This window comes from Nitrospira sp. M1 (assembly GCF_965152605.1).
Map to the genome: position 1 here is coordinate 324,369 of NZ_OZ224217.1, position 19,722 is coordinate 344,090.

The following is a 19,722-nucleotide window of genomic DNA, read 5'->3' on the forward strand; positions in this document are numbered from 1 at the left end:
AACATATGCTTACGGCAACAATCCTTGTGAATGTTGGCTGACTTGATTGACAACGGGAGCGACCTGATTGATCCGGTCGAGCATGGGTTCTACCGTTGAGCGGACCACGTCATAGAAATGCCCTGGGAAAATTCCTAGCGAGACACTGCAGACGATCAGCAGAATCAGTGGCATGCGATCAACAAATGTTCTGGCATCTTGCGCATGGCCATATTCGGGTGAGAGTTCTCCATAGAACAGCCCACGCATCATCTTAAATAAGTAGGCGAGTGTCAGCACAATGCCGAGTACCGCCACGATGACCTGGAAGGGATACTTCTCCCAACTCCCCACAATAATCATAATTTCAGCAATAAAGTTGACGGTTCCTGGCATACCTATGGAGGCCATACAGGCAACAATAAACGCTCCTGAGATGAAGGGCATCTTCTTCATCAGTCCTCCAAGCGAAGGAATGTCTCTGGTATGAGTTTGGTCATAGACCCACCCGGCCATCGCAAACAACATGCTGGTGGCTAAAGCATGGGCAAACATATAAATGACGGCGCCAGTCAAGCTGATGTAGTCCAGCGCTGCCATACCTAAAAAGATATACCCCATATGCGAAGAACTGGAATACCCGATAATATACTTGGTGTCTTTTGCAAAGTATGAGACCAGCCCACCATAGATAATGCTGAATACGCAGAGCACGGCGGCGATCCAAATCCATTCTCGTGTGGTCTCGGGAAGAATTTCATAGCCAACTCGAATAATCGAGAAATGTCCAAGCTTCATCAATACGCCAGCATGTAGCATACTGGTGGCAGCCGGTGCTGCAGCATGTCCGACTGGGGACCAGGAATGTAATGGCCAAATCGGTGCGATCGAGGCAAACCCGAAAAACACCAGAAACCAGATAATGATTGCGAGTGTACTGTTTTCCTGGATGCCCGTCTGTTCTCTGAGGGCCACGATATCAAAGGTATGCAAGCCGGAAAAATGGTAGATCAGCAAAATGCCCATTAATGCGACGACAGCTCCCGCGGAGAGAAAGAGGGTGAGCTTCATGGCCGCGTACTCTTTGCTGTTCGACCCAAAATTGAAAATAAACCCGACAGAATCGCGGAGCTTAAGTCCTTCGGGATCGGTCATGGAGAGATAGCCTTTGGTGTGGCTCCCCCACATGCCTAACAGGACATACATGGGCAACACGGACATCTCATAGAAGAAGTACAGGAAGAACAGGTCCAGCGACATGAAGACGCCAATAGTCGCTGCGGCCAGGATCAACAGGAAGATATAGAATTCTTTGATCCGGTCTTGAATGTGCCAGGAGACAAAGACACCGGCGAACAACAGTATGGCCGAAGCAAAGACGAGTGGGCCGCCGATGCCATCCACGCCGACATAAAAGGCGATGCCCAGTTCTTCGGACCAGGGAAATCGTTGCACAAATTGATAGCCGGCCTTTTCCGTGTCATAGGCGAAGAAAATATAAAACGAGGCAAGCAGGCAAATGCCGGATGAGACGGCCGCGATCATGCGTGTAAGCAGTTCTTCTTTTCTGGGGACAAAGATCAATCCGATTGCCCCAAGAAATGGAGCAAATAGGATAATCAGTAGAGAATATTCACCCATAGTCTTAATCCTGTACCACTTGGCTAAGCACGTGAGAAGCTGGTGTCGTCATCGCCGCACTACCGTGATTCAGTCGATCCACCACTTCTTGTACCGACCCGTTCATCATGCGTAAAAATGGAGATGGGTAAAGACCGATCCAAAAAATCATCACGCATAGCGCAATACCAATTCCCCATTCCCGTGTATTGAGATCCTTGAGACCCGCAGGAATGGATTTATGCAGTGGGCCGAAAATCGCTCGCTCGTAAAACCATAAGAAGTACGCGGCGGCAAAGATAACTCCTGTGACGGCAATTGCTCCGTAGACCCAATAGGCTTGAAAGGCGCCGAGCAAAATCAGAAATTCACCCACGAATCCGTTGGTTCCGGGAAGGCCAATTGAGGCCATGCCGATGATGAGGAAGAAGGTCGCCAGTAGAGGCATCTTTTTGGCGAGCCCACTACATTCATGGACATTGGTGTGTCCCAGCCGTTCATAGACAAATCCAGCAAGAAAGAACAAGCCTGCGGTACTGAATCCAAGGTTGATCATCGTTAAGAGGCTGCCTTGAATGCCTTGAAAGTTCAATGCAAACAGACCAATGACGACAAACCCTAAATGGCTGATACTGCTGAAGACCAACAGGCGCCGGAAGTCCGGTTGAATAATCGCGACGATTGCGCCATAGACAATGGCAATGAGTCCAAGTGTCATCACGATGGCGACGACGGTCTCATCGCGTGAGGCATCGGGAAGCAGAGGAAAACTAAATCGCAGAAAGCCATAGGTGCCCATTTTAATGCCGGCCAGCAGAACAGATGTTGGGATGGGACCCTGCGTCAAGGCATCGGGAAGCCAGCTATGAAACGGAAAGACCGGCGCTTTAAACGCGAATCCCATAAAAATAAGCCAGAAAATCAATATTTGCTGGCCGACTGGAATGGGAACCGACAGGAGGTCCACGAGGTCAAAGCTATAGGTCTGTTTTACGGAGTAATAATTCAAATCAAGCAGGCAGAAGCCGACTAACATGAAGACGCTGCCTAATAGGGTGTACAGGACGTACTTTAAGGCGGCATATTGGCACTGAGACCCAAGACCCCATAACTTGATCATGAAGTAACTGGGAATGAGCATGAGTTCCCAGAACACAAAGAACAAAATGAGGTCGATGGAGACAAAAATGCCCATAATGGTGGCTTCAAGCGCCAAGAGACTCATGAAGAAAGCTTTAGGATGAATCTTGACGGTATCCCAGGCGTAGAGCACTAAGAGCACGCTTAGGAATGCGGTGAGCCCAACGAAGAGAATGCTGATGCCATCAACCGCCATGTGATAGCTGATACCAAGTTGCGGAATCCAACTATAGCGCTCGGAAAATTGCATGGCAGCCGTATCCGGGACGAAGCCCATCAACAACCAAGCCGAGACGAAAAATTCCAGAACGACAATGCCCAGGGCAGACTTCTTGATCAAATCCTGATCCTTCATGGCCCAGATGATTATGGCGCCAAGAAGCGGAAAGAACGTGAGAAACGTCAGGATGGGAAACCCGGCTTGTAATTCTTCTTGCATCGTTTCGTAGTACTTTATAGCCGTTTCAATGAACCTTTAATGCTTAACATGTGTAACTGCGCAAAGTGAATGAAAATGGTTATCTGGGCCTTCTTTGGATTCGCTATAAATTATTGTCCAAATGCTGTGGCACTGGTAAACCACAAGAACGCCACATGGACCAGTATGGCTAACCCGATAATAATAATAGCGGCGTAATGATGAACCATGCCGCTTTGGAGTTTTCTCCAGGCCCAAGCTGCTATGTGATGTCCATACCCAATGACATTGAGCCCAGCGTACATCACATGTTTTTCGGTCCAGGTAATCCCTGCGGCACTCACATCGGTCATGTTGCCGATGCCAATGATAAAGCGATCGATAATGTGTCGATCAATCCAATCCCATATTTCTCCAAGCCGCTTGCACGGCTCGACAATGATCTTGTCATAGAATTCGTCGACATAATATTTGTTGAGTAAGGTCGTATATGCCCCGGAAGCTTTGTGCATCCATTCGTCAGCGAGGCCAGGTTTGGTGATATACATGTGACGGGCTAGCGCCCATCCAGACACGGCAATAAGGGTTGCAAACGTCGCTAACCCAATCAGCAGGCCTACATTGACTTCATGGGCTGCTGCACCGAGCGGTGTGGCGACATCATGAAGAAATCCGTGAAGTAGTCCATGTTCAGGCGGAAATCCCAGTAGTAACCCTCCGACGACTGAGAGGCCGGCAAGGACCATGAGGGGTACTGTCATGATGTTTGGTGATTCGTGAATGTGCGATTCGACTTTTGGATCGACTCGTGAAGATCCATAGAATGTCAAATTCGTCAATCGGAACATATAAAAACTGGTGAGAAATGCTCCAATGGCTGCAAGCACATATAAGAAATAATGGTGATGGATGAAGGCATGCGCCATGATTTCATCCTTACTCCAGAATCCGGCTAACGGTGGAATACCTGCGATAGCGATGGTCCCGATCAGAAAGACCTTATAGGTGATGGGTATTTTATTATGCAGGTCGCCCATTTTCCGGATGTCCTGTTCGCCTTCCAGTGAGTGAATGACCGCACCGGCGGAAAGGAACAAGAGGGCTTTGAAAAACGCATGTGTTACCACGTGAAAGATTGCTGCCGTGTACGCACCAATACCACAGGCTAGGAACATGTACCCCAATTGACTGACGGTGGAGTAGGCCAGAACGCGCTTGATGTCGTTTTGTACGAGTCCGATGGTAGCGGCAAATAAGGCGGTGACGCCGCCGACAATGCCAACGGTGGTCAGTGCGATTGGTGCCATGTCGAAAATAGCGTGATTTCGAACAATCATGTAGACCCCGGCGGTTACCATAGTCGCCGCATGAATCAACGCGCTGACCGGAGTCGGTCCCTCCATCGCGTCAGGGAGCCATGTGTAGAGGGGAAGCTGAGCGGATTTCCCAACTGCGCCGACAAGCAAGCACAAGGCGATGGCAGTAGCCATTCCCGTGGAGAGCTGGGGGGCTTGTTCAAGGACCTTTAGATAATCAAGGGTTCGGAATTCGACGAAAATTAAAAAGACCGCAAGCAGAAATCCAGCGTCTCCAATGCGGTTGACCACAAAGGCTTTGGTGGCGGCTTTTCCAGCGGATATTTTTTCGTAGTAGTATCCAATCAGCAGATAGGAACAGAGGCCGACGCCTTCCCAGCCGATAAACAAGACCAGGTAATTGTTCCCCATGACCAAGAGCAGCATGGAGACCATGAACAAATTCATATAGGTGAAGAAGCGGGTAAAGCCCTCTTCTCCGTGCATGTATCCGATGGAATAGATGTGAATCAGGAGCCCAACGCCCGTAATGACCATCAAAAAGACTGTGGTGAGCGGATCAATCAGGAAGGCCAGGTCGATGGAAAGGTCGCCTCCAAAAATCCAAGAGTAGGCCACGACTTCTCGTGGAGTGGGATCGGAGATGACATGGCCCAAGACACCGAGCGTACACAGAAACGACAGGCCCACAGAGCCAAACGCTAACCGCCCAGCCAGTTCGGTGGGATACCGAGACCCAAATAGTCCGTTTGCGATAACGGCCAGAAGCGGAAAGATGGGAATGAGCAGAACTAAAAGATCAAACACGTTACCACTTTAAAATATTAATTTCGTCGACATTGGTGGCAATCTTGCCACGGAAGACGACGATAATAATGGCAAGCCCGATCGCCGCTTCGCCAGCAGCAATGGCAATGATAAACAAGGCGGCCATTTGACCAGCCATCGATTCGAGATAATGAGAGAACGCCACTAGATTAATATTGGCGGCATTCAGCATGATTTCAACACACATGAGAACGACGATAAAATTACGTCGAACCAATACGCCAACCAGTCCTGTCATAAACAGGATGGCGCTGACGGCTACATAGGCTTCAAGAGGTATCATTATAAAAACCTATGAAATGACGGTTCTTTTCTTACTCACTCAGGTTTTGCCTCGATAGTCGACGGTGTTTTCGCCAGCACAATAGCGCCGATAATGGCGCCAAGCAAAAATACTCCAACGATTTCAAATAAGAGTAAATAGTCACTGAACATCGTAATGCCGATGGCCTGACTTGGTCCTGTTGCGAGCAGTACTTGCGGAGAGGCGGTGCCTTTGACCCCACCATACGGTGACTGCAGCAGGAGGAATAAGAGTTCACAGAATATTCCGACAGACGCAAAGAGGACAAGCGCATATTTGCGATGCAGATGCTGCTCTTCGGTTTTGAGGTTAAGCAACATCAAGACAAAGAGGTAGAGAACGAGAATGGCCCCTGCGTAGACGATGATTTGAACGGCAAAAAGAAATTCGGAATTCAGGAGAACAAACAGCCCGGCAACATGGAGCAGGAGCGTCAGCAGCGCGAGGCCACAGTGCACGGGATTTCTGAAGGCCACAGTCATGACCCCGGCCACGATACTAATCGTGGAAAAGTACGCAAAAAGCAACCACATCATCGTGAAGTCTTACGAATCCTGAGATTTTTCAACAGGAACAGGGAAATGGTAACGGTAGGCGATACTCTCTTCCCCCTCTTTTTCTTGGTTATGCGCATAGAGATATTTTTTGGCGTCGTCTAAGTATCGTTCGCCAATATCGTACAGCCGCTCTTTGTCGAAGAGGAGAGTCCGTTTATCGTGTGTGGAGAATTCATACAATTTCGTCATGGCCAGCGCATTGACCGGACAGGCTTCAACGCAATACCCGCAAAACACGCACTTAGTGATATCGATATAGAATTCAGTTGCATACCGTTGAAGGGGAAGCGACTTATCTTCTTCGCTAATCACCTTGATGCATCGGGACGGACAGGCGGCTTCGCAGAGGTCGCAGCCGACGCAGCGTTCTTTCCCATCATCGTAACGTAATAAACCAAGTGCGCCGCGGTGGGCATCAGGAATCGTTCGTTTTTCTCTTGGATATTCAAAGGTCATGGGACGATGAAACATGTGCTTAAACGTGACTTTCATCGCATCCCAAATTTCGCGAAAAAAGACCGCATCGAGTATTTTTTTAGACCAATTATTAGACTGAGTTGCCATCAATTGTTCCTTCGTCAGGTCACGTTTTTTCAATAGTCACGTGTGCGAGCTTGAAATAGGGCACATGTGTGTGCGGATCAATCTGGACCGACATCAAATCTTTCACGGGAGGATCATTGAAATGCTCTGGGAAGCCACAGCTTCCAGGCATGATAGACAAATCTGGCTTAACGCCGAGTTCAACACTCATGGCATCAGATGTGACACGAATGTGGTCGTGAGTAGAAAGGCCGAGTTGCTCGATATCTTGTGGATGCATATGCAGTTTTTTCGTATTCGGGGCAATCGCCAGGAGTCCAGAGGCTTGAGTCGAAAGTTTTCCAGAATGATACAGCAATTGAATCATTTTTAACGCAAACGGTCGTGGCGTTTGAGTCGTAGGAGGCGATTGCTCATAGCGAGAGCCGACTTCGGTAGAATATCCATTGTGCAAGTAGGCTTCAGGATTGACCGCTACTTTTGATGGTTGGCCAAGATTGTAATATCCTGGCAGGATCTTCATGATTTCTCGTTGAATATCGTTGGTCGTCTCAAAGTCGAGTGAAGCCCCGAGCCCGTTCGCAATCCCTGCCATAATATGCCAATCAATGGCGCTTTCATCTAGAGGATCGAAGACGGGTCGAAGAAATTGCACTTTACCTTCTTGATTGGTGACGGTGCCATCTTTTTCTGCAAAGGTTGTAGCGGGAAATACGACATGAGCCAGCGCGCTGGTTTCAGTCATAAAAGGATCTTGGCAGATCAACACTTCAAGATTCTTGAGTGCGGCTTCAACGTCACATGATGCTGGAAGTGTTCCCAACGGGTTTTCTCCAACCACGTAGAGTGCTTTGATTTCACCGCTTTGACATCGTTTGAGGATATCCAGGAGAGAATCGCCTTGTCCAGCTGGCGGAAGCTCCGTCAGCCATGCATTCGAGAACTTTTCCCGTGCCTCAGGGTTATCATAGGCGAGTCCGCCAGGGAGAAATTCAGGGCCGACTCCCATGTCTAATGCCCCTTGTTCATTGGCTTCTTCGGTTAAGGTGTTAATCCCGCAACCAGGTCTTCCGATTTTGCCAGTCACCCATAACAGATCAATCAAATTGAGGACGTGATGATAGCCCTTGGTCTGTCGAACGATGCCTTCGCCACAGAGAATAATCGAGCGAGACGCCTCTGCGAAAATTTTTGTGACTTCGTTGATGTGCGATACCGATGTTCCGGTCTGTTCAGCGATCTGGTCGAGCGTGAGAGAGTCAATCGCTTGCCGTAATGCCGCATAGGCTTCTGGGGATTGTTTGACCACATCTTCATCAACGAGATCTTGCTGGATTGCTGATTTGACCAGCCCTTGCACAAACAAGCCTTCGGTTCCCGGTTTTACGATTGTCGGATGTGACGCCAAGGTTGCCATGTTCGTTTGTGCAGAATCCACAACGATCACGTGGGCTTTATAGACACCTAACGCCGCTTTGACCCGGAGACTCGCGACGGGATTGGTTTCCGTAATATTGGATCCAATGAGCAGAATCGCTTGAGCCCGTGTAATTTCTTCAGAAGTATTGGTCATGCGTGTGGCGCCGAGTGCATGCTGTGCCGCGCGAACAAAATTGACATGTCCGTACCGTGCACTACTATCGATGTGGTTTGTCCCGATGACCGTACGCATGAACTTTTGAAAGACATACAGGTCTTCATTCGTGCATCGAGCGGTAATGAGTCCGGCGATGGCTTGTTCTCCATAGGTCTTTTTGACATACGCCAAACGACCGGCAGCAATATCAAGGGCGTCGATCCAAGGCGTTTCTGTTAATCCGGCTTCGGTGCGTACCAGGGGAGACTTCAAGCGGGTTTTGCTGTCGATAAACTGAAACCCAAATCGACCGCGGACACACAATCCACCGTGCCCATTCACCGTATCGCCACGATCCCCCCATTTATTTTTCCAGGATAAGGGAGAGGTGACACGTGTGACTTCCGTGTCTTTTGTTTCGACATACATTTGGCATCCGTCACCACAGTAATTACAGGTGGTTGTGGTTTTTTTCAGTTGCCAGGGCTTGTAGGCGTATTTGGAATATTTGTTTGTAATCGCGCCAACTGGGCAGACGGCCAGGCAATCTCCGCAAAACTCGCAATCCAGGGCTTGATCGCCTTTGGCAACAACCTGGGTAAATCCACCTTTTTTCATAAATTGCAAGGCATCGATGCGTTGGACGTCTTTGCAAATATTGATGCATTCGCCGCAGGCAATGCAGCGGTTCATATTGAAGTCGAGGACGAGACTGCGTGTGTCTTCAGGGATATTTTTCTGCTTCGCGTTTGCGAGGTCAGTGACGCCGTGTTCAAACGCCATGTCTTGGAGTTCGCAGTGGCCATCGGCATCACATACCGGGCAATCAAGAGGATGGACCGATAAATGCTTTTCTACGCCTTTCTTTCGAGCAGCAAATAAGTCGTCACCTTCCGTTCGAATCACCATGCCGGCCGTTGCCTTTGCTGTACAAGAACGAACAGGCGCTTTTTTCCCTTCTTGCATGACCAGGCACATTCCGCACGATCCGAAAGGGTCAAATGTATAGTGATAGCACATGGCTGGGACGATTTTCCCGGTGCTCGAAATGACATCGTAGAGCGAAACGCCCTCTTTGGCGGTGACAACCTCCCCGTCGAGCGTAAGCTCAATCGTTGTGGCTTCTGTATCTGGTGATGTAACTGGCTTTAATCCCATATTCTATCCTCTTAACATGCATGCAAAACGTACAGTGTCAAAATACAAAGTTCTGAATTTTGTATTATCTATTTTGCATTATATCTTTCACCGATCACATTCCCCCATCACAATATCATAGGTTCCAAAAATGGTGATGGCATCAGAGATCATATAGCCGCGGGCCATATAATCGAAAGCACCCATATGAATAAACGATGGTGAGCGAATTTTCATCCGGTAGGGTTGGCCGCCACCGGTACTCACAATATAAAACCCGAGTTCGCCTTTATGGGCTTCGGTTCCACAGTAGATTTCTCCGACTGGTGCATCAAATCCCTGGGAAAAGAGCTTAAACTGCTGAATCATGGATTCGAGATTTTTAAATACACGATCTTTCGGAGGCAATGTCACACTTGGGACATCGGCCATCACGGGACCTGGTTCCATTTGATCCATACATTGTTGAATAATCTTGATGCTTTCCCGCATTTCTTCAATTCGAATCCAATAGCGATCGTACGTGTCGCCATTTTTCCCAACGGGGACACTAAACTCACATTTGGGATATGCCCCATACTGCTCATATTTTCGTAGATCATAATCCACCCCAGATCCACGAAGCGAGGGGCCGCTAAGCCCAAAACTCAGGGCATCTTCAGCTGAAATGGTTGCGACGCCCACGGTTCTGGCTAGCCAAATGCGATTTTTGTCGAGAAATACGACGTATTCATCAATCTTTGGAGGGAAGTAGTCCAAGAAGTCACGAACCTTTTTGATCAATGAATCGTTAAAGTCCCGTTCCACGCCTCCAATTCGGTACCAACTCGTGGTCAACCTCGCTCCACAGAGTTCGTCAAACCAGTCGAGTAAAATCTCTCGGTCACGAAAGGTATAAAAGAAGACGGTCATGGCTCCAATATCGAGAGCCTGTGTCCCTAACCAAAATAAGTGCCCAATGATTCGTTGGATCTCGGCGACGATCGTTCGAAGATATTCCGCACGGTCGGGAATGGTCATGTCCATCAATTTCTCAACCGCTCGGCAATACGCGAAGTTGTTGTACATGGCGCAGACATAATCCAGCCGATCCGTATGCGGGATGAATTGATGGTAAGTTCCAGCTTCCGCCAGCTTTTCCACGCCACGATGCAAATAGCCCATCACCGGGGTGGATTTGACGATACGCTCACCTTCAAGCTCCAAGATGACCTTCAACACGCCATGTGTGCTCGGGTGTTGAGGGCCCATATTCAGAAGAAGCTCTTCGGTCCGAAGGGTCGGGAGCGACTCTGTTTCAGGATGTTCGGGATCGACCTTATAGATCGTTTCCCGTTGGTCTTCCATGCGGTGTGCCATAGTTACAGCCTAATGCAAAGTGTCAATTGCAAAATGTAAAATTGAAGCCGAAAAAATCCTCATGCCTTTTAATTTTTTACTTTGCATTTTTAAATTTACATTTCTCCTTACGCCGGATCATCCAGGAAATCAAAGGTATCTCGCCAGCCTTTTCCTTGGAGAGGGAAATCCTTGCGAAGCGGGTAGCCTTCCGGATAGTCGTCGGGCATGAGAATTCGACGAAGATCAGGGTGGTTTGCGAAACGAATGCCCATCATATCGAAGACTTCCCGTTCCATAAACTCAGCGCCTTTCCATAAATCTACCATTGAGTCGACGATGCAGTCGTGTTCAGGGACTCTCGCTTTAATTCGAACGCGGTGCCGCTTTCGAATAGATTGGACTTCATAGACGACTTCAAATCGTTCGTCTTCGTCGGGCCAGTCCACGGAACTGACATGAACCATGTAATCGCAATCCATGGCTGGATCTTCACGAAGAAACTGGCAGACGTCGTGTAGCGCTTCGCGTTTAACTGTAATAGCCAAGTCTCCCCGCCACTCGTCAGCTTTGACAAAACCATTCGGGAATTTCGCTTGTATGTGTTCGGCTATCGCGTGCATGACAATCTCATGTGGCCTAACGTTGCGCGTATACTGTTCCGAAGGCACGAATGCTGGACGTCATTCTTATATTTTGATGTTTTGCACTTTTCATTTTGCCTTTTTCACTATACTCCTAGACTTTGACCTGATCCGGCTGTTTGGTGAACACGCGTTTTTGCATGATGCGGTCTTGAAGTTTCAAAATGCCATCAAATAATGCTTCTGGAGTTGGCGGACAGCCTGGAACATAGATGTCCACAGGCACAAAGCGATCAACGCCTTGCACCACACTATAACTGTCGTAAATATTGCCGGAAGTGGCGCATGATCCCATGGAAATGACATATTTGGGTTCGGGCATTTGGTCATAGACCTTCCGGATCACCGGTGCCATGCGGCGGCAGACGGTGCCTGAGACAATCATCAGGTCAGACTGTCGTGGTGAGCCACGAAAAACGCCGGCTCCATACCGGTCGATATCGTATCGCGCGGATACGGCTGCGATCATCTCGATTGCACAGCAGGCAAGGCCAAAGGTCATGGGCCACAAGGAGCCTTTTCGAGCCCAATTCACGGCTTTTTCTAATGTTAAGGTGACGATGCCGAGATCACCATCTTTGTCAGGTTTTCCTATTTGTACTAATCCCATTCCAGCGCCCCTTTTCTCCAGGCATATACGTAGGCCACGACAAATAGCCCAATGAAAATCATCATTTCAATAAACCCAATTAACCCAGTTTGGTTAAATGTAATTGCCCAGGGATAGAGGAAAATAACCTCGATGTCAAAAATCACGAAGAGCATGGCAATGACATAGTATCGAACAGGAAACGGCATACGAGAGTCAGAAAATGGTTCGCTGCCGCATTCATAGGTGCTGAGTTTTTCCGTTTCCGGGTATTTGGGTTGGACCAAATAGGACAAGACGAGGGTCACGACACCAAAGCCAAGGGCAATGACAATGAAAATTAGAACCGCAGAATAACTGTCTAAATATTCGATGAATAGGTCAAAGCCAGCCAAAACAAGGACCTCCGAAAGCAAAAAGTCAGTATTTTCTCACGAATCGTGCATCGTAGCACCTAAAAATTTTGCTAATCAATGGAACAAAAGACCTAAGACTAGCAAGAAAGGCCCAATATAACTGATTCGAAAGAATTTTTCAGGTCACAGAGATTTGAAAGAGTATCAGATTGTATGTGTCGCGAGATGGGAAGGCTGTCGTGTCATTATGTGAAGCAGTGAGAATCTAGAAATATGGGCAATTGTCTCTCCTTGTTATTCAGTGAACTCAGACACGAATGGGGCGTGGTCGGCTTCGGGATATTTCGTATCGAACCTGAATGGCAAGCTTTCGTCATGAAGGTTCTCATTATAGATCATTGCTCGCGTAAAGAATGGTAGCAGCGACTGTGAGATCACCATATGATCCAAAAGGTTACCCTGTCCATGGTGATAATGGCTAAAACGAACAGAGTCAGGGATTGAGAGGCTACAGGGAATTAAAACTTTTCCTCGTAGATCGGGGTTGTCGGTGTTTTCGACTTTTCCACAGATGGCTTCGACCGGGACTTCCCCAGGCTCGCCATTGAAATCTCCGCACACGATGATTTTTGCCTCAGGATCGCTATCAAGCAGATCGTCAATCACCACACGCGTTTCTAGGGCCTGTCCGACCCGTTTAATCGATGAAAGAAAACTGCCTTCTGCCCAGCCGCCTGCACTATTCCAGGAAAACCCGTCTTTTTGTCCAGGAATGGGTGTCCCGATTCTGGACTTGAGGTGCAGATTAAGCATGTGGATCTTGCCAAGCTGAGGATGTTGAATCTCGGCATGCAAGATTGGACGTTCCCAGCCAACCTTTTTTGCCTCTGCCTCGTGAGGAATGGCGGTGACCCGGCGATAGAGCAGCTCATCGATGCGCGTATTTCGATATTGAGCTGATGCGGTAATGGGATACCGCGACAAGATGACCAGGTTTCGTTCGTTGTAGGCCTCTCCCGCAGCGGTCATGGTATGAACCCGGTGAAACGTTTCGTATTCGGTACCTTGCAGTACCGTCTCCAATGCGGTTAAGGCTCTCTTTGGATTATTGCTCGTATGGTCCGGGAGTTCTTGTCCATGAACTTCTTGCAAGCACAGGATATCCGCATTGATGCGGCGAAGTGTGGCTTGAAGTATCGGAGTCCGAACCTCCAATGATGGGTTCCTCTCATCTGTTTTGTCATCGAGGTTTTCAATATTGAATGTGGCCACTCGTAACATTGCAGTCTCCTTGTGATGTTCACTCTTTGTGAGGCATCGTATTGTGCCGTTAGCATGCTGATACGGGCGTCTTACATGAAGACAATCCCTCGCAAGAAATGATCCTGCAATAAAGCGGAGTCGAACACGTTAATATTATTGAATTTTCTAAAATGTAGAATGCAAGGAAGGTGGGAATGTTATCGAAAGAGATACAGGCCTGTATCTCTTTCGAGAGACTCGAGCTATGTCGTTGGTCTGCGTCAATTGAGGAGTCTTCTTACACTCCGTTATTGTGGAAGACTCCTGCTTGGAGTGTTCCCATAATTTTTCTGGACAGATGGAGGATCGCTGCCATGAATGAGCAACTTGAACGGAATAAAAAGAACGCTATGAGTTTCTATGATCTAATGTTTAATCAATGTAAGCCAGCTGAAGCCATGAAGCGATATGTTGGCGACGTATATATTCAGCATAACCCGCTCGTCGGTGATGGAAAGAAGGCATTCATTGAGTTTTTCGAAAAAATTGCAGAAGAGTACCCCGGCAAGCACGTTCATTTTAAGCGCGTAATCGCTGAAGGTGAGTATGTCGTTCTGCATTGTCATCAGGAATGGCCAGGGGATAATGATTATGCAAGTATCGATATATTCCGTTTTGATGAACGCGGGAAAGTGGTTGAACATTGGGATGTCTTGCAAATCGTCCCCGAGAAATCAGCTCACGACAATTCAATGTTTTAATAGTCCGACCAGACATGCTTCTTCCACAGTCGCAGTTCATTTCATGAGAAATTTAGGGATGTTTGCGTATGAGAGCTTTTAAGATTCTTCTGTTTCTTGGGAGGGAGCGTGGCCAGTTTTATTCATGTTCGATGATGGCATGCGAAGTTGTTTGGGTGGGACTGACGATGAGGAGTCCTCCCATTCATCAGAGAGGGGATAGACGGCTTTAGCTTTACTGCGCCGGTGGATTTGCGTGTTAATCCGTTTTTTCGGTTCAGAAGAGCCAGAGGATTTGGAGTTGTCAGATTTTTCTTGGTCGTTCATGTCGCGTCCTATTGACCAGCATCAGGTGTCGGGGCCGACCATAAAGGAACCTCTGTCGGAGCTTGCTGCAGATCGCTATTGTCGTATGGTTTTTCATTGCCCGTCAGCCCATCTTCATAGGAGTCGACCCATATTTCACCTAACTCTTGTTCAAATCGTCCATTGTTATTCAGGTCGATCCAATAGAACAAGGGATCGGCTACGGTAATGACGGAGGGTGTTCCGAAATCATCCAGCCACACTTTATATGTGCGTCTGGCTGTCATGTAATTCACGGCTCCTGTCCCGGTCATATCAAAGCGACGGAAAAACATATCATTCCGCCAGTCGTAAAACGCTTCTATTTCTCGTTTGTCGAATTCATCGGGCTCTTCCGGCAGTTGGGTTTCCGGTTTCCTGTCCGGTTGCATATGTGGAAAAGGAGATGGTGTGACGACTGGGATAAGATGACGTGTTGATGGCTTTTTGATTTTTGATAAGGTTTCTGCCCCGAGAGAGTCTATTCCCAAAACACTAACGAATCCCATGATAGCGACGAGGGTTAGAGATAGTGCTGAGGAACGCACGTAGAATTGGTTGCGATGTGAAACATGATGAAAGTGATAGGGCATGACTACACCATATCACTGGAAATTTTCAACGGTCAAACTTGGCATGATCTTCTTCGTTGTCTGTTGCTACTCGCGTTGCTAGAATGTCTTCTCCCCACCTATCTATTCAATGTTTGCCGATATTGTCTTTCCTCAACGTCGCTATCGAGTCTTTACCTACCGCATTCCTGCGCGCCTGACAGGTCGGGTTCAGGTGGGGAGTCGAGTGCTGGTTCCGCTTGGGCGTTCCTCCACACAAGGACTCGTGTTCAAACTATCTGACGAGTTTTTAGCCCCGTCGATTCGAGAAGGATTTTCTCACCATGACCTTCGCGAAATTATCGCGATAGTCGATGCACCCTCAGATTCATCCCTGAGCCCGGTGTTGCTGCAATTAGCGAATCACGTTGAGACGTATTATTTCGCACCTCCAGGTGCTGGACTTCGACTCATTCTCCCGCCAGTAGCCTCGAATCGCGTAGCGAAGCGCATAGTTCTTACGGAAGCAGGCAAGGAGGCGAAGGACGGATCACGGCTTTCACCTGATCAATCTACCGTTCTTACTCGTTTAGCAAAGACACCAAAAGGATTAACGCTCGCAACTCTTCTTAAGTCAATCGATGGGAACAGTTCCGCTATTGCGGGGCTTAAGCGTCGGAGGTTGATTCAGGAAATTGAATGGGTACGGGACGCACCAGAGCAAACCGCGGCGACTCCGATTGTTCATTCTACTGTTTCCCATTCCTTATCCGATTCTCGAAAGGAGTTAGTGGAAGTATCGTCTTTTCTTCATGACACAAATCTTGAGGCTGAGACTCCCTGGTTGACGCGTATATGTAAAGCGCTTTCCGCTCAACAGTATGATGAAATTCTTCTGGATGCCTCTCGATCTATTCGAGAACGTTATCTCATCAATGTTATTCGAGAAACGCTTGATCGCCACCGCACAGTATTGGTGCTTTGTCCAGAAGTGCAACAGGTGTCTCGTTTGGTTGATGGGTTGCGAACCGTATGGGGAGCACGTGTTGCCGAGTACCATGGCGACCTTTCTGCACGGGTCCGTTCTCAGACCTGGGAGGATATTCATAGTGGTCGATTTGACGTTGTCGTTGGGACGCGACTGGCCATTTTTTTACCGCTTCAGTCCGTCGGGATTATTTGGGTGGATCAAGAAGAAGATGCCTCATTTCAAGATGAACACAGTCCGTATTATCATGCACGAGATGTTGCCAGAATGCGTGCTCAATTGGAGTCAGCCACGCTTGTGCTAGGCTCTTCTCACCCTTCGTTAGAAACGTTTCACCAATTGGGGCAGGCAGGTGAGGCGGATAGGTTTCAGGAGCAGAATCTTCGAAAACCGGTCAATATTGAAGTCGTGAATTTGCGTGACGTTGATTATGGAACCATCTTGTCCAAGAAAATGGCGGGCGGTATACAACAGGCATTGGAAGGTAAGGGGCGAGTTGTCGTGTTTTTGAACCGCAAAGGGTTTTCTCGTTCACTGACATGTAAAGACTGTGGGCATGTGCCGCAATGTACAAAGTGTGGCGTGGTGTTGATCCTCTATCAAAAGCCGGCCCGTCTGCGATGTTCGTACTGTGGGGCGGTTCATGTTCCGCCAATGGTGTGTCCGAAGTGTCAGTCAGTGCGGATTGAGGCTGCGGGATATGGAACTGAACAACTTGAGGCTATGATTCAGAAAAAATTTCCCGATGCCTGTGTCGCCCGGTTTGATCGAGAAACAATCAAAACTTCCTTGCAAGAGAAAACGATTCTTGAGGATTTTCAAAACAGAAACATCTCTATCCTTATTGGGACGGAGCTGTTGTTTCATGTTGATACATTTCCACCCGTGCAATTTGTCGGGATTCCCAATGCCGATGCCGGACTGCACTTTCCGGATTTTCGATCGGCTGAGCGAACCTATCATCGACTGCAGGATGCCGTGGGATTACTTGATGAAGCGGATGCTTCATCTGCTATCGTCCTTCAGACTTTGCTTCCTACCCATTATGTGATTCAATCCGTGACTCAGCAAAATCCCTCTATTTTTTATCAGGAAGAGCTCAGCACCCGTCTTGCCTTGAACTATCCACCATATTCTCTGCTTATTCATGTTGTTGTATCCGGGGCACGTCCTCAAGCTGTGGAACGAATTGCTCTGTACTGTCGAGAGCGACTTTCGTCGACGAATAGTGCGAGCCACGCAAAGTCTCGGCCAGCTACGCAATCTTCTACTGTAAGGTCGGAGAATATCTTAGGCCCTTTGCTTTCGCCTCATGCAAAAAGTCCTGGTTTGACTCGCTATGTCTTGATCATAAAAGAGACAGATCCTATCTGTTCTCAGGAGCTGGTAAAACGTCTACAGAAAGATCTGGCCATTAAACTCAGGCAAGAACGAGTCACGCTGGAGATCAAAGTGAATCCTGTCAATATTCAATGACTTGAACCAAAAGACTTATAGCCGTTCCAGTTATGCCGAATCCGTTACACGTCGACCAACTGAATACTGGTTATAGCCGTTTCAAATAACTTCCGCTGGTGGAAACGTTGTACCGCGCTGAGTTCGTTGTATTTTCCTGTTTGGAACGTATTTGGATTCGCTATAACCCTTCGTTATTGAACCGTCAATCGCCTGTAGAACATCCAGGCGGGTATAACCTTCCGATGTTTGGAGCGTGTGACACCGCGTTGAAAGTCTTTTGGCATTATAGCGAAACCAAATAACTTCCAGCCGAATGTACATCATGTCCACAGCGCAACAACACACGTCGTGCAGACGGAAGTAAATTGGAACGGCTATAACTGGACCGAATTGAGATTCGCTATAACCCCAACGTTATTGAATTGTGTCACGTGTGAAAAGGTAGAGGAGATGTACAAGAACGACAAGTCTAAAATTTGTGAAGGTTACTGGCGTCGCTTTCGTTTTCTTCTATTTTTTGAGTCAGGTGGTGGTTCCGGTGATTCAGGAAGTGGTGGTTCGCCTCGACTTCGTTTGTAAATGCCATAGGCAAAGGTCATCCAAAAGACGCCAGAAAAAATGCCAAACAAGACTGCCGTAAAGATTCGTTGAAGATCTTCTAGTGGGGGCTCAGGTCCCAAAGCCTGAAGGTCCATCATCTGGATAACGGGCCACGCTAAACTTTCTACCCCTAAGATCAAAGTTGTGGCTGTCCATATATGGGCAATCGATTGAAATCGCCATGCGAGAAGTCCCGCCACGCTTAACGAGATAGCGAATCCAAGAGGAAGGGATAATTCGCCAAGAAGTACCCAGAGCCCAATGGTCACAACCAAGCTTCCGAGGACGGCGTTAAGATTGACAAAAATATTTTTATCCAAAAAATCGCTCACACATGAAGGTTGTAGCCGTTCCAGTTATGCCGAATCAGTTACATGTCGATCCACTGAATACTGGTTATAGCCGTTTCAAATAACTTCCGCTGGTGGAAACGTTGTACCGCGCTGAGTTCGTTGTATTTTCCTGTTTGGAACGTATTTGGATTCGCTATAACCCTTCGTTATTGAACCGTCAATTGTATACAGGGCATCCAGGCGGGCATAACTTTCCTCTATGTTTGCGCTGTGGACATGATGTACATTGGCTGGAAGTTATTTGGTTTCGCCATAAATTTAAAAATGATTTAGGAAGGCAACGCGGTACGATACCACATGTCAGGCGAGGGAGTAATCTTTAGATGATGGTTGTTCGATGAACGAGGCGTGGTTGTGACCGAAACGTCTGATCCGATTAGTTTTCGGAAAAGGATTGCTTGGCGAGAGAGACTTCTCCGGGATGGAGCAAGAGCAGTGAATCGGCTTCGAGCGGATCCTTATGAAAGAGCGCATAGATGAGAAACAACTGTGGAGTTTCTTCAGGGGGAAATGCAAGCAGCACCGGGACTTCGACAAAGGCCGCCGGCGTCTCAAGTCCGGCAAGTCGCAACCGAACGGCAATTAAGACATCACGGATACGATTGTGTAATTCTTCGTCTGATAAATCAGTAGAAGGACAGATTCCTCGAGTCCATAGGGGTTTCGTCATCCCTACGGCTAGCTCAAGACCAATATTTTTCGCTTCTTCAGAGACATCCATCAAATATCCAGCTTCTATGGCCTCGCGACGCGAATGAATTTGTTGTACGGACTGTTCATCGATGAGTTCAATCTCAGTCTTACCCTGTTCGTCGGTTGCTACATCAACTTCATTCATTGGAACAGGAACCAGTTCTCTTGATTCTTCAGGTGCTTCAGCATGGAGAGGCGAATCGACGGAAGTGGTTGATGATTTGTCCAATGTAGCCAGAATCCCGTCATATACGGCTTTCGCCGACTGGGACCATTTGGGATTAAATGGCAACCCACGAAAGGCGGCTTCTGAAGCCTTCTTTTCATCATGTGTGAGGGGCCGAGGTTGTGTCATGCTTTACAGTTAATCACTCTTCCGCTAGTTGTCAAGTTTTGAAAAACAAAAA

General features: G+C 47.9%; 18 protein-coding genes. 2 read left to right on the forward strand and 16 right to left on the reverse strand.

Annotated features, from left to right (window positions below):
* Positions 1 to 9: 9 nt before the first annotated feature.
* From ACWHX8_RS01515 to ACWHX8_RS01570, 12 genes are all read right to left on the reverse strand, one after another.
* On the reverse strand, positions 10 to 1,620 hold the full coding sequence (locus ACWHX8_RS01515) for a complex I subunit 4 family protein (protein ID WP_447970208.1): 1,611 nt from the start codon (positions 1,618 to 1,620) through the stop codon (positions 10 to 12).
* A 4-nt stretch (positions 1,621 to 1,624) separates the two neighbouring features.
* Positions 1,625 to 3,178: a complex I subunit 4 family protein gene (locus tag ACWHX8_RS01520; RefSeq protein WP_447970209.1), complete on the reverse strand. Its 1,554-nt coding sequence runs from the start codon at positions 3,176 to 3,178 to the stop codon at positions 1,625 to 1,627.
* Positions 3,179 to 3,288: 110 nt separating this feature from the next.
* Positions 3,289 to 5,280 carry an NADH-quinone oxidoreductase subunit L gene (nuoL, locus tag ACWHX8_RS01525; protein ID WP_447970210.1) on the reverse strand — a complete coding sequence of 664 codons (1,992 nt, stop codon included), beginning with the start codon at positions 5,278 to 5,280 and terminating at the stop codon, positions 3,289 to 3,291.
* Between the two features lies 1 nt (position 5,281).
* Positions 5,282 to 5,584: an NADH-quinone oxidoreductase subunit NuoK gene (gene nuoK, locus ACWHX8_RS01530; RefSeq protein ID WP_447970211.1), complete on the reverse strand. Its 303-nt coding sequence runs from the start codon at positions 5,582 to 5,584 to the stop codon at positions 5,282 to 5,284.
* Positions 5,585 to 5,619: 35 nt separating this feature from the next.
* Positions 5,620 to 6,141, reverse strand: a complete 522-nt coding sequence (locus ACWHX8_RS01535) for an NADH-quinone oxidoreductase subunit J family protein (RefSeq protein ID WP_447970212.1) — start codon at positions 6,139 to 6,141, stop codon at positions 5,620 to 5,622.
* A 9-nt stretch (positions 6,142 to 6,150) separates the two neighbouring features.
* Complete coding sequence (gene nuoI, locus ACWHX8_RS01540; RefSeq protein ID WP_447970213.1) at positions 6,151 to 6,726, reverse strand: NADH-quinone oxidoreductase subunit NuoI; 576 nt, start codon at positions 6,724 to 6,726, stop codon at positions 6,151 to 6,153.
* Between the two features lie 19 nt (positions 6,727 to 6,745).
* The gene (locus ACWHX8_RS01545; protein WP_447970214.1) at positions 6,746 to 9,439 is read right to left on the reverse strand and encodes a molybdopterin-dependent oxidoreductase; all 2,694 of its coding nucleotides are present in this window, start codon (positions 9,437 to 9,439) and stop codon (positions 6,746 to 6,748) included.
* A gap of 87 nt (positions 9,440 to 9,526) precedes the next feature.
* Positions 9,527 to 10,669 (reverse strand): NADH dehydrogenase (quinone) subunit D, encoded by a 1,143-nt coding sequence (nuoD, locus tag ACWHX8_RS01550; protein ID WP_447971842.1) that lies wholly within the window; start codon positions 10,667 to 10,669, stop codon positions 9,527 to 9,529.
* Positions 10,670 to 10,884: 215 nt separating this feature from the next.
* Complete coding sequence (locus ACWHX8_RS01555; protein ID WP_447970215.1) at positions 10,885 to 11,379, reverse strand: NADH-quinone oxidoreductase subunit C; 495 nt, start codon at positions 11,377 to 11,379, stop codon at positions 10,885 to 10,887.
* A 115-nt stretch (positions 11,380 to 11,494) separates the two neighbouring features.
* Entirely contained in the window at positions 11,495 to 12,010 is a 516-nt protein-coding gene (locus ACWHX8_RS01560; RefSeq protein ID WP_447970216.1) for an NADH-quinone oxidoreductase subunit B, read from the reverse strand.
* Positions 12,001 to 12,384: an NADH-quinone oxidoreductase subunit A gene (locus tag ACWHX8_RS01565; RefSeq protein ID WP_447970217.1), complete on the reverse strand. Its 384-nt coding sequence runs from the start codon at positions 12,382 to 12,384 to the stop codon at positions 12,001 to 12,003. The genes ACWHX8_RS01560 and ACWHX8_RS01565 overlap by 10 nt, the downstream gene beginning before the upstream one ends.
* Before the next feature lie 255 nt (positions 12,385 to 12,639).
* Positions 12,640 to 13,626 (reverse strand): endonuclease/exonuclease/phosphatase family protein, encoded by a 987-nt coding sequence (locus tag ACWHX8_RS01570; protein WP_447970218.1) that lies wholly within the window; start codon positions 13,624 to 13,626, stop codon positions 12,640 to 12,642.
* Between the two features lie 335 nt (positions 13,627 to 13,961).
* On the opposite strand from ACWHX8_RS01570, the gene ACWHX8_RS01575 reads away from it, so the two are divergent.
* Positions 13,962 to 14,348 (forward strand): nuclear transport factor 2 family protein, encoded by a 387-nt coding sequence (locus ACWHX8_RS01575; protein WP_447970219.1) that lies wholly within the window; start codon positions 13,962 to 13,964, stop codon positions 14,346 to 14,348.
* A gap of 78 nt (positions 14,349 to 14,426) precedes the next feature.
* On the opposite strand, the gene ACWHX8_RS01580 is transcribed toward ACWHX8_RS01575, so the two are convergent.
* Both ACWHX8_RS01580 and ACWHX8_RS01585 read right to left on the reverse strand, forming a co-directional pair.
* The gene (locus ACWHX8_RS01580) at positions 14,427 to 14,654 is read right to left on the reverse strand and encodes a hypothetical protein (protein ID WP_447970220.1); all 228 of its coding nucleotides are present in this window, start codon (positions 14,652 to 14,654) and stop codon (positions 14,427 to 14,429) included.
* Between the two features lie 8 nt (positions 14,655 to 14,662).
* Positions 14,663 to 15,265, reverse strand: coding sequence for a hypothetical protein (locus ACWHX8_RS01585; protein ID WP_447970221.1), 603 nt, complete (start codon positions 15,263 to 15,265; stop codon positions 14,663 to 14,665).
* Between the two features lie 109 nt (positions 15,266 to 15,374).
* Between ACWHX8_RS01585 and priA the strand changes: the two genes are divergently transcribed.
* The gene (priA, locus tag ACWHX8_RS01590) at positions 15,375 to 17,687 is read left to right on the forward strand and encodes a replication restart helicase PriA (protein WP_447970222.1); all 2,313 of its coding nucleotides are present in this window, start codon (positions 15,375 to 15,377) and stop codon (positions 17,685 to 17,687) included.
* 467 nt (positions 17,688 to 18,154) lie between these two features.
* Here priA and ACWHX8_RS01595 read toward each other — a convergent pair whose 3' ends face one another.
* Positions 18,155 to 18,589 (reverse strand): hypothetical protein, encoded by a 435-nt coding sequence (locus ACWHX8_RS01595; protein ID WP_447970223.1) that lies wholly within the window; start codon positions 18,587 to 18,589, stop codon positions 18,155 to 18,157.
* A gap of 409 nt (positions 18,590 to 18,998) precedes the next feature.
* Positions 18,999 to 19,670: a hypothetical protein gene (locus ACWHX8_RS01600; RefSeq protein WP_447970224.1), complete on the reverse strand. Its 672-nt coding sequence runs from the start codon at positions 19,668 to 19,670 to the stop codon at positions 18,999 to 19,001.
* Positions 19,671 to 19,722 lie beyond the last annotated feature (52 nt).

Coding starts and splice junctions, on each gene's coding strand:
- ACWHX8_RS01515 (WP_447970208.1), bottom strand. CDS start 1,620: ATGGGTGAATATTCTCTACTGATTATCCTATTTGCTCCATTTCTTGGG.
- ACWHX8_RS01520 (WP_447970209.1), bottom strand. CDS start 3,178: ATGCAAGAAGAATTACAAGCCGGGTTTCCCATCCTGACGTTTCTCACG.
- nuoK (WP_447970211.1), bottom strand. CDS start 5,584: ATGATACCTCTTGAAGCCTATGTAGCCGTCAGCGCCATCCTGTTTATG.
- ACWHX8_RS01535 (WP_447970212.1), bottom strand. CDS start 6,141: ATGATGTGGTTGCTTTTTGCGTACTTTTCCACGATTAGTATCGTGGCC.
- nuoI (WP_447970213.1), bottom strand. CDS start 6,726: ATGGCAACTCAGTCTAATAATTGGTCTAAAAAAATACTCGATGCGGTC.
- ACWHX8_RS01545 (WP_447970214.1), bottom strand. CDS start 9,439: ATGGGATTAAAGCCAGTTACATCACCAGATACAGAAGCCACAACGATT.
- nuoD (WP_447971842.1), bottom strand. CDS start 10,669: ATGGGCCCTCAACACCCGAGCACACATGGCGTGTTGAAGGTCATCTTG.
- ACWHX8_RS01555 (WP_447970215.1), bottom strand. CDS start 11,379: ATGCACGCGATAGCCGAACACATACAAGCGAAATTCCCGAATGGTTTT.
- ACWHX8_RS01560 (WP_447970216.1), bottom strand. CDS start 12,010: ATGGGATTAGTACAAATAGGAAAACCTGACAAAGATGGTGATCTCGGC.
- ACWHX8_RS01570 (WP_447970218.1), bottom strand. CDS start 13,626: ATGTTACGAGTGGCCACATTCAATATTGAAAACCTCGATGACAAAACA.
- ACWHX8_RS01575 (WP_447970219.1), top strand. CDS start 13,962: ATGAATGAGCAACTTGAACGGAATAAAAAGAACGCTATGAGTTTCTAT.
- ACWHX8_RS01580 (WP_447970220.1), bottom strand. CDS start 14,654: ATGAACGACCAAGAAAAATCTGACAACTCCAAATCCTCTGGCTCTTCT.
- ACWHX8_RS01585 (WP_447970221.1), bottom strand. CDS start 15,265: ATGCCCTATCACTTTCATCATGTTTCACATCGCAACCAATTCTACGTG.
- priA (WP_447970222.1), top strand. CDS start 15,375: ATGTTTGCCGATATTGTCTTTCCTCAACGTCGCTATCGAGTCTTTACC.
- ACWHX8_RS01600 (WP_447970224.1), bottom strand. CDS start 19,670: ATGACACAACCTCGGCCCCTCACACATGATGAAAAGAAGGCTTCAGAA.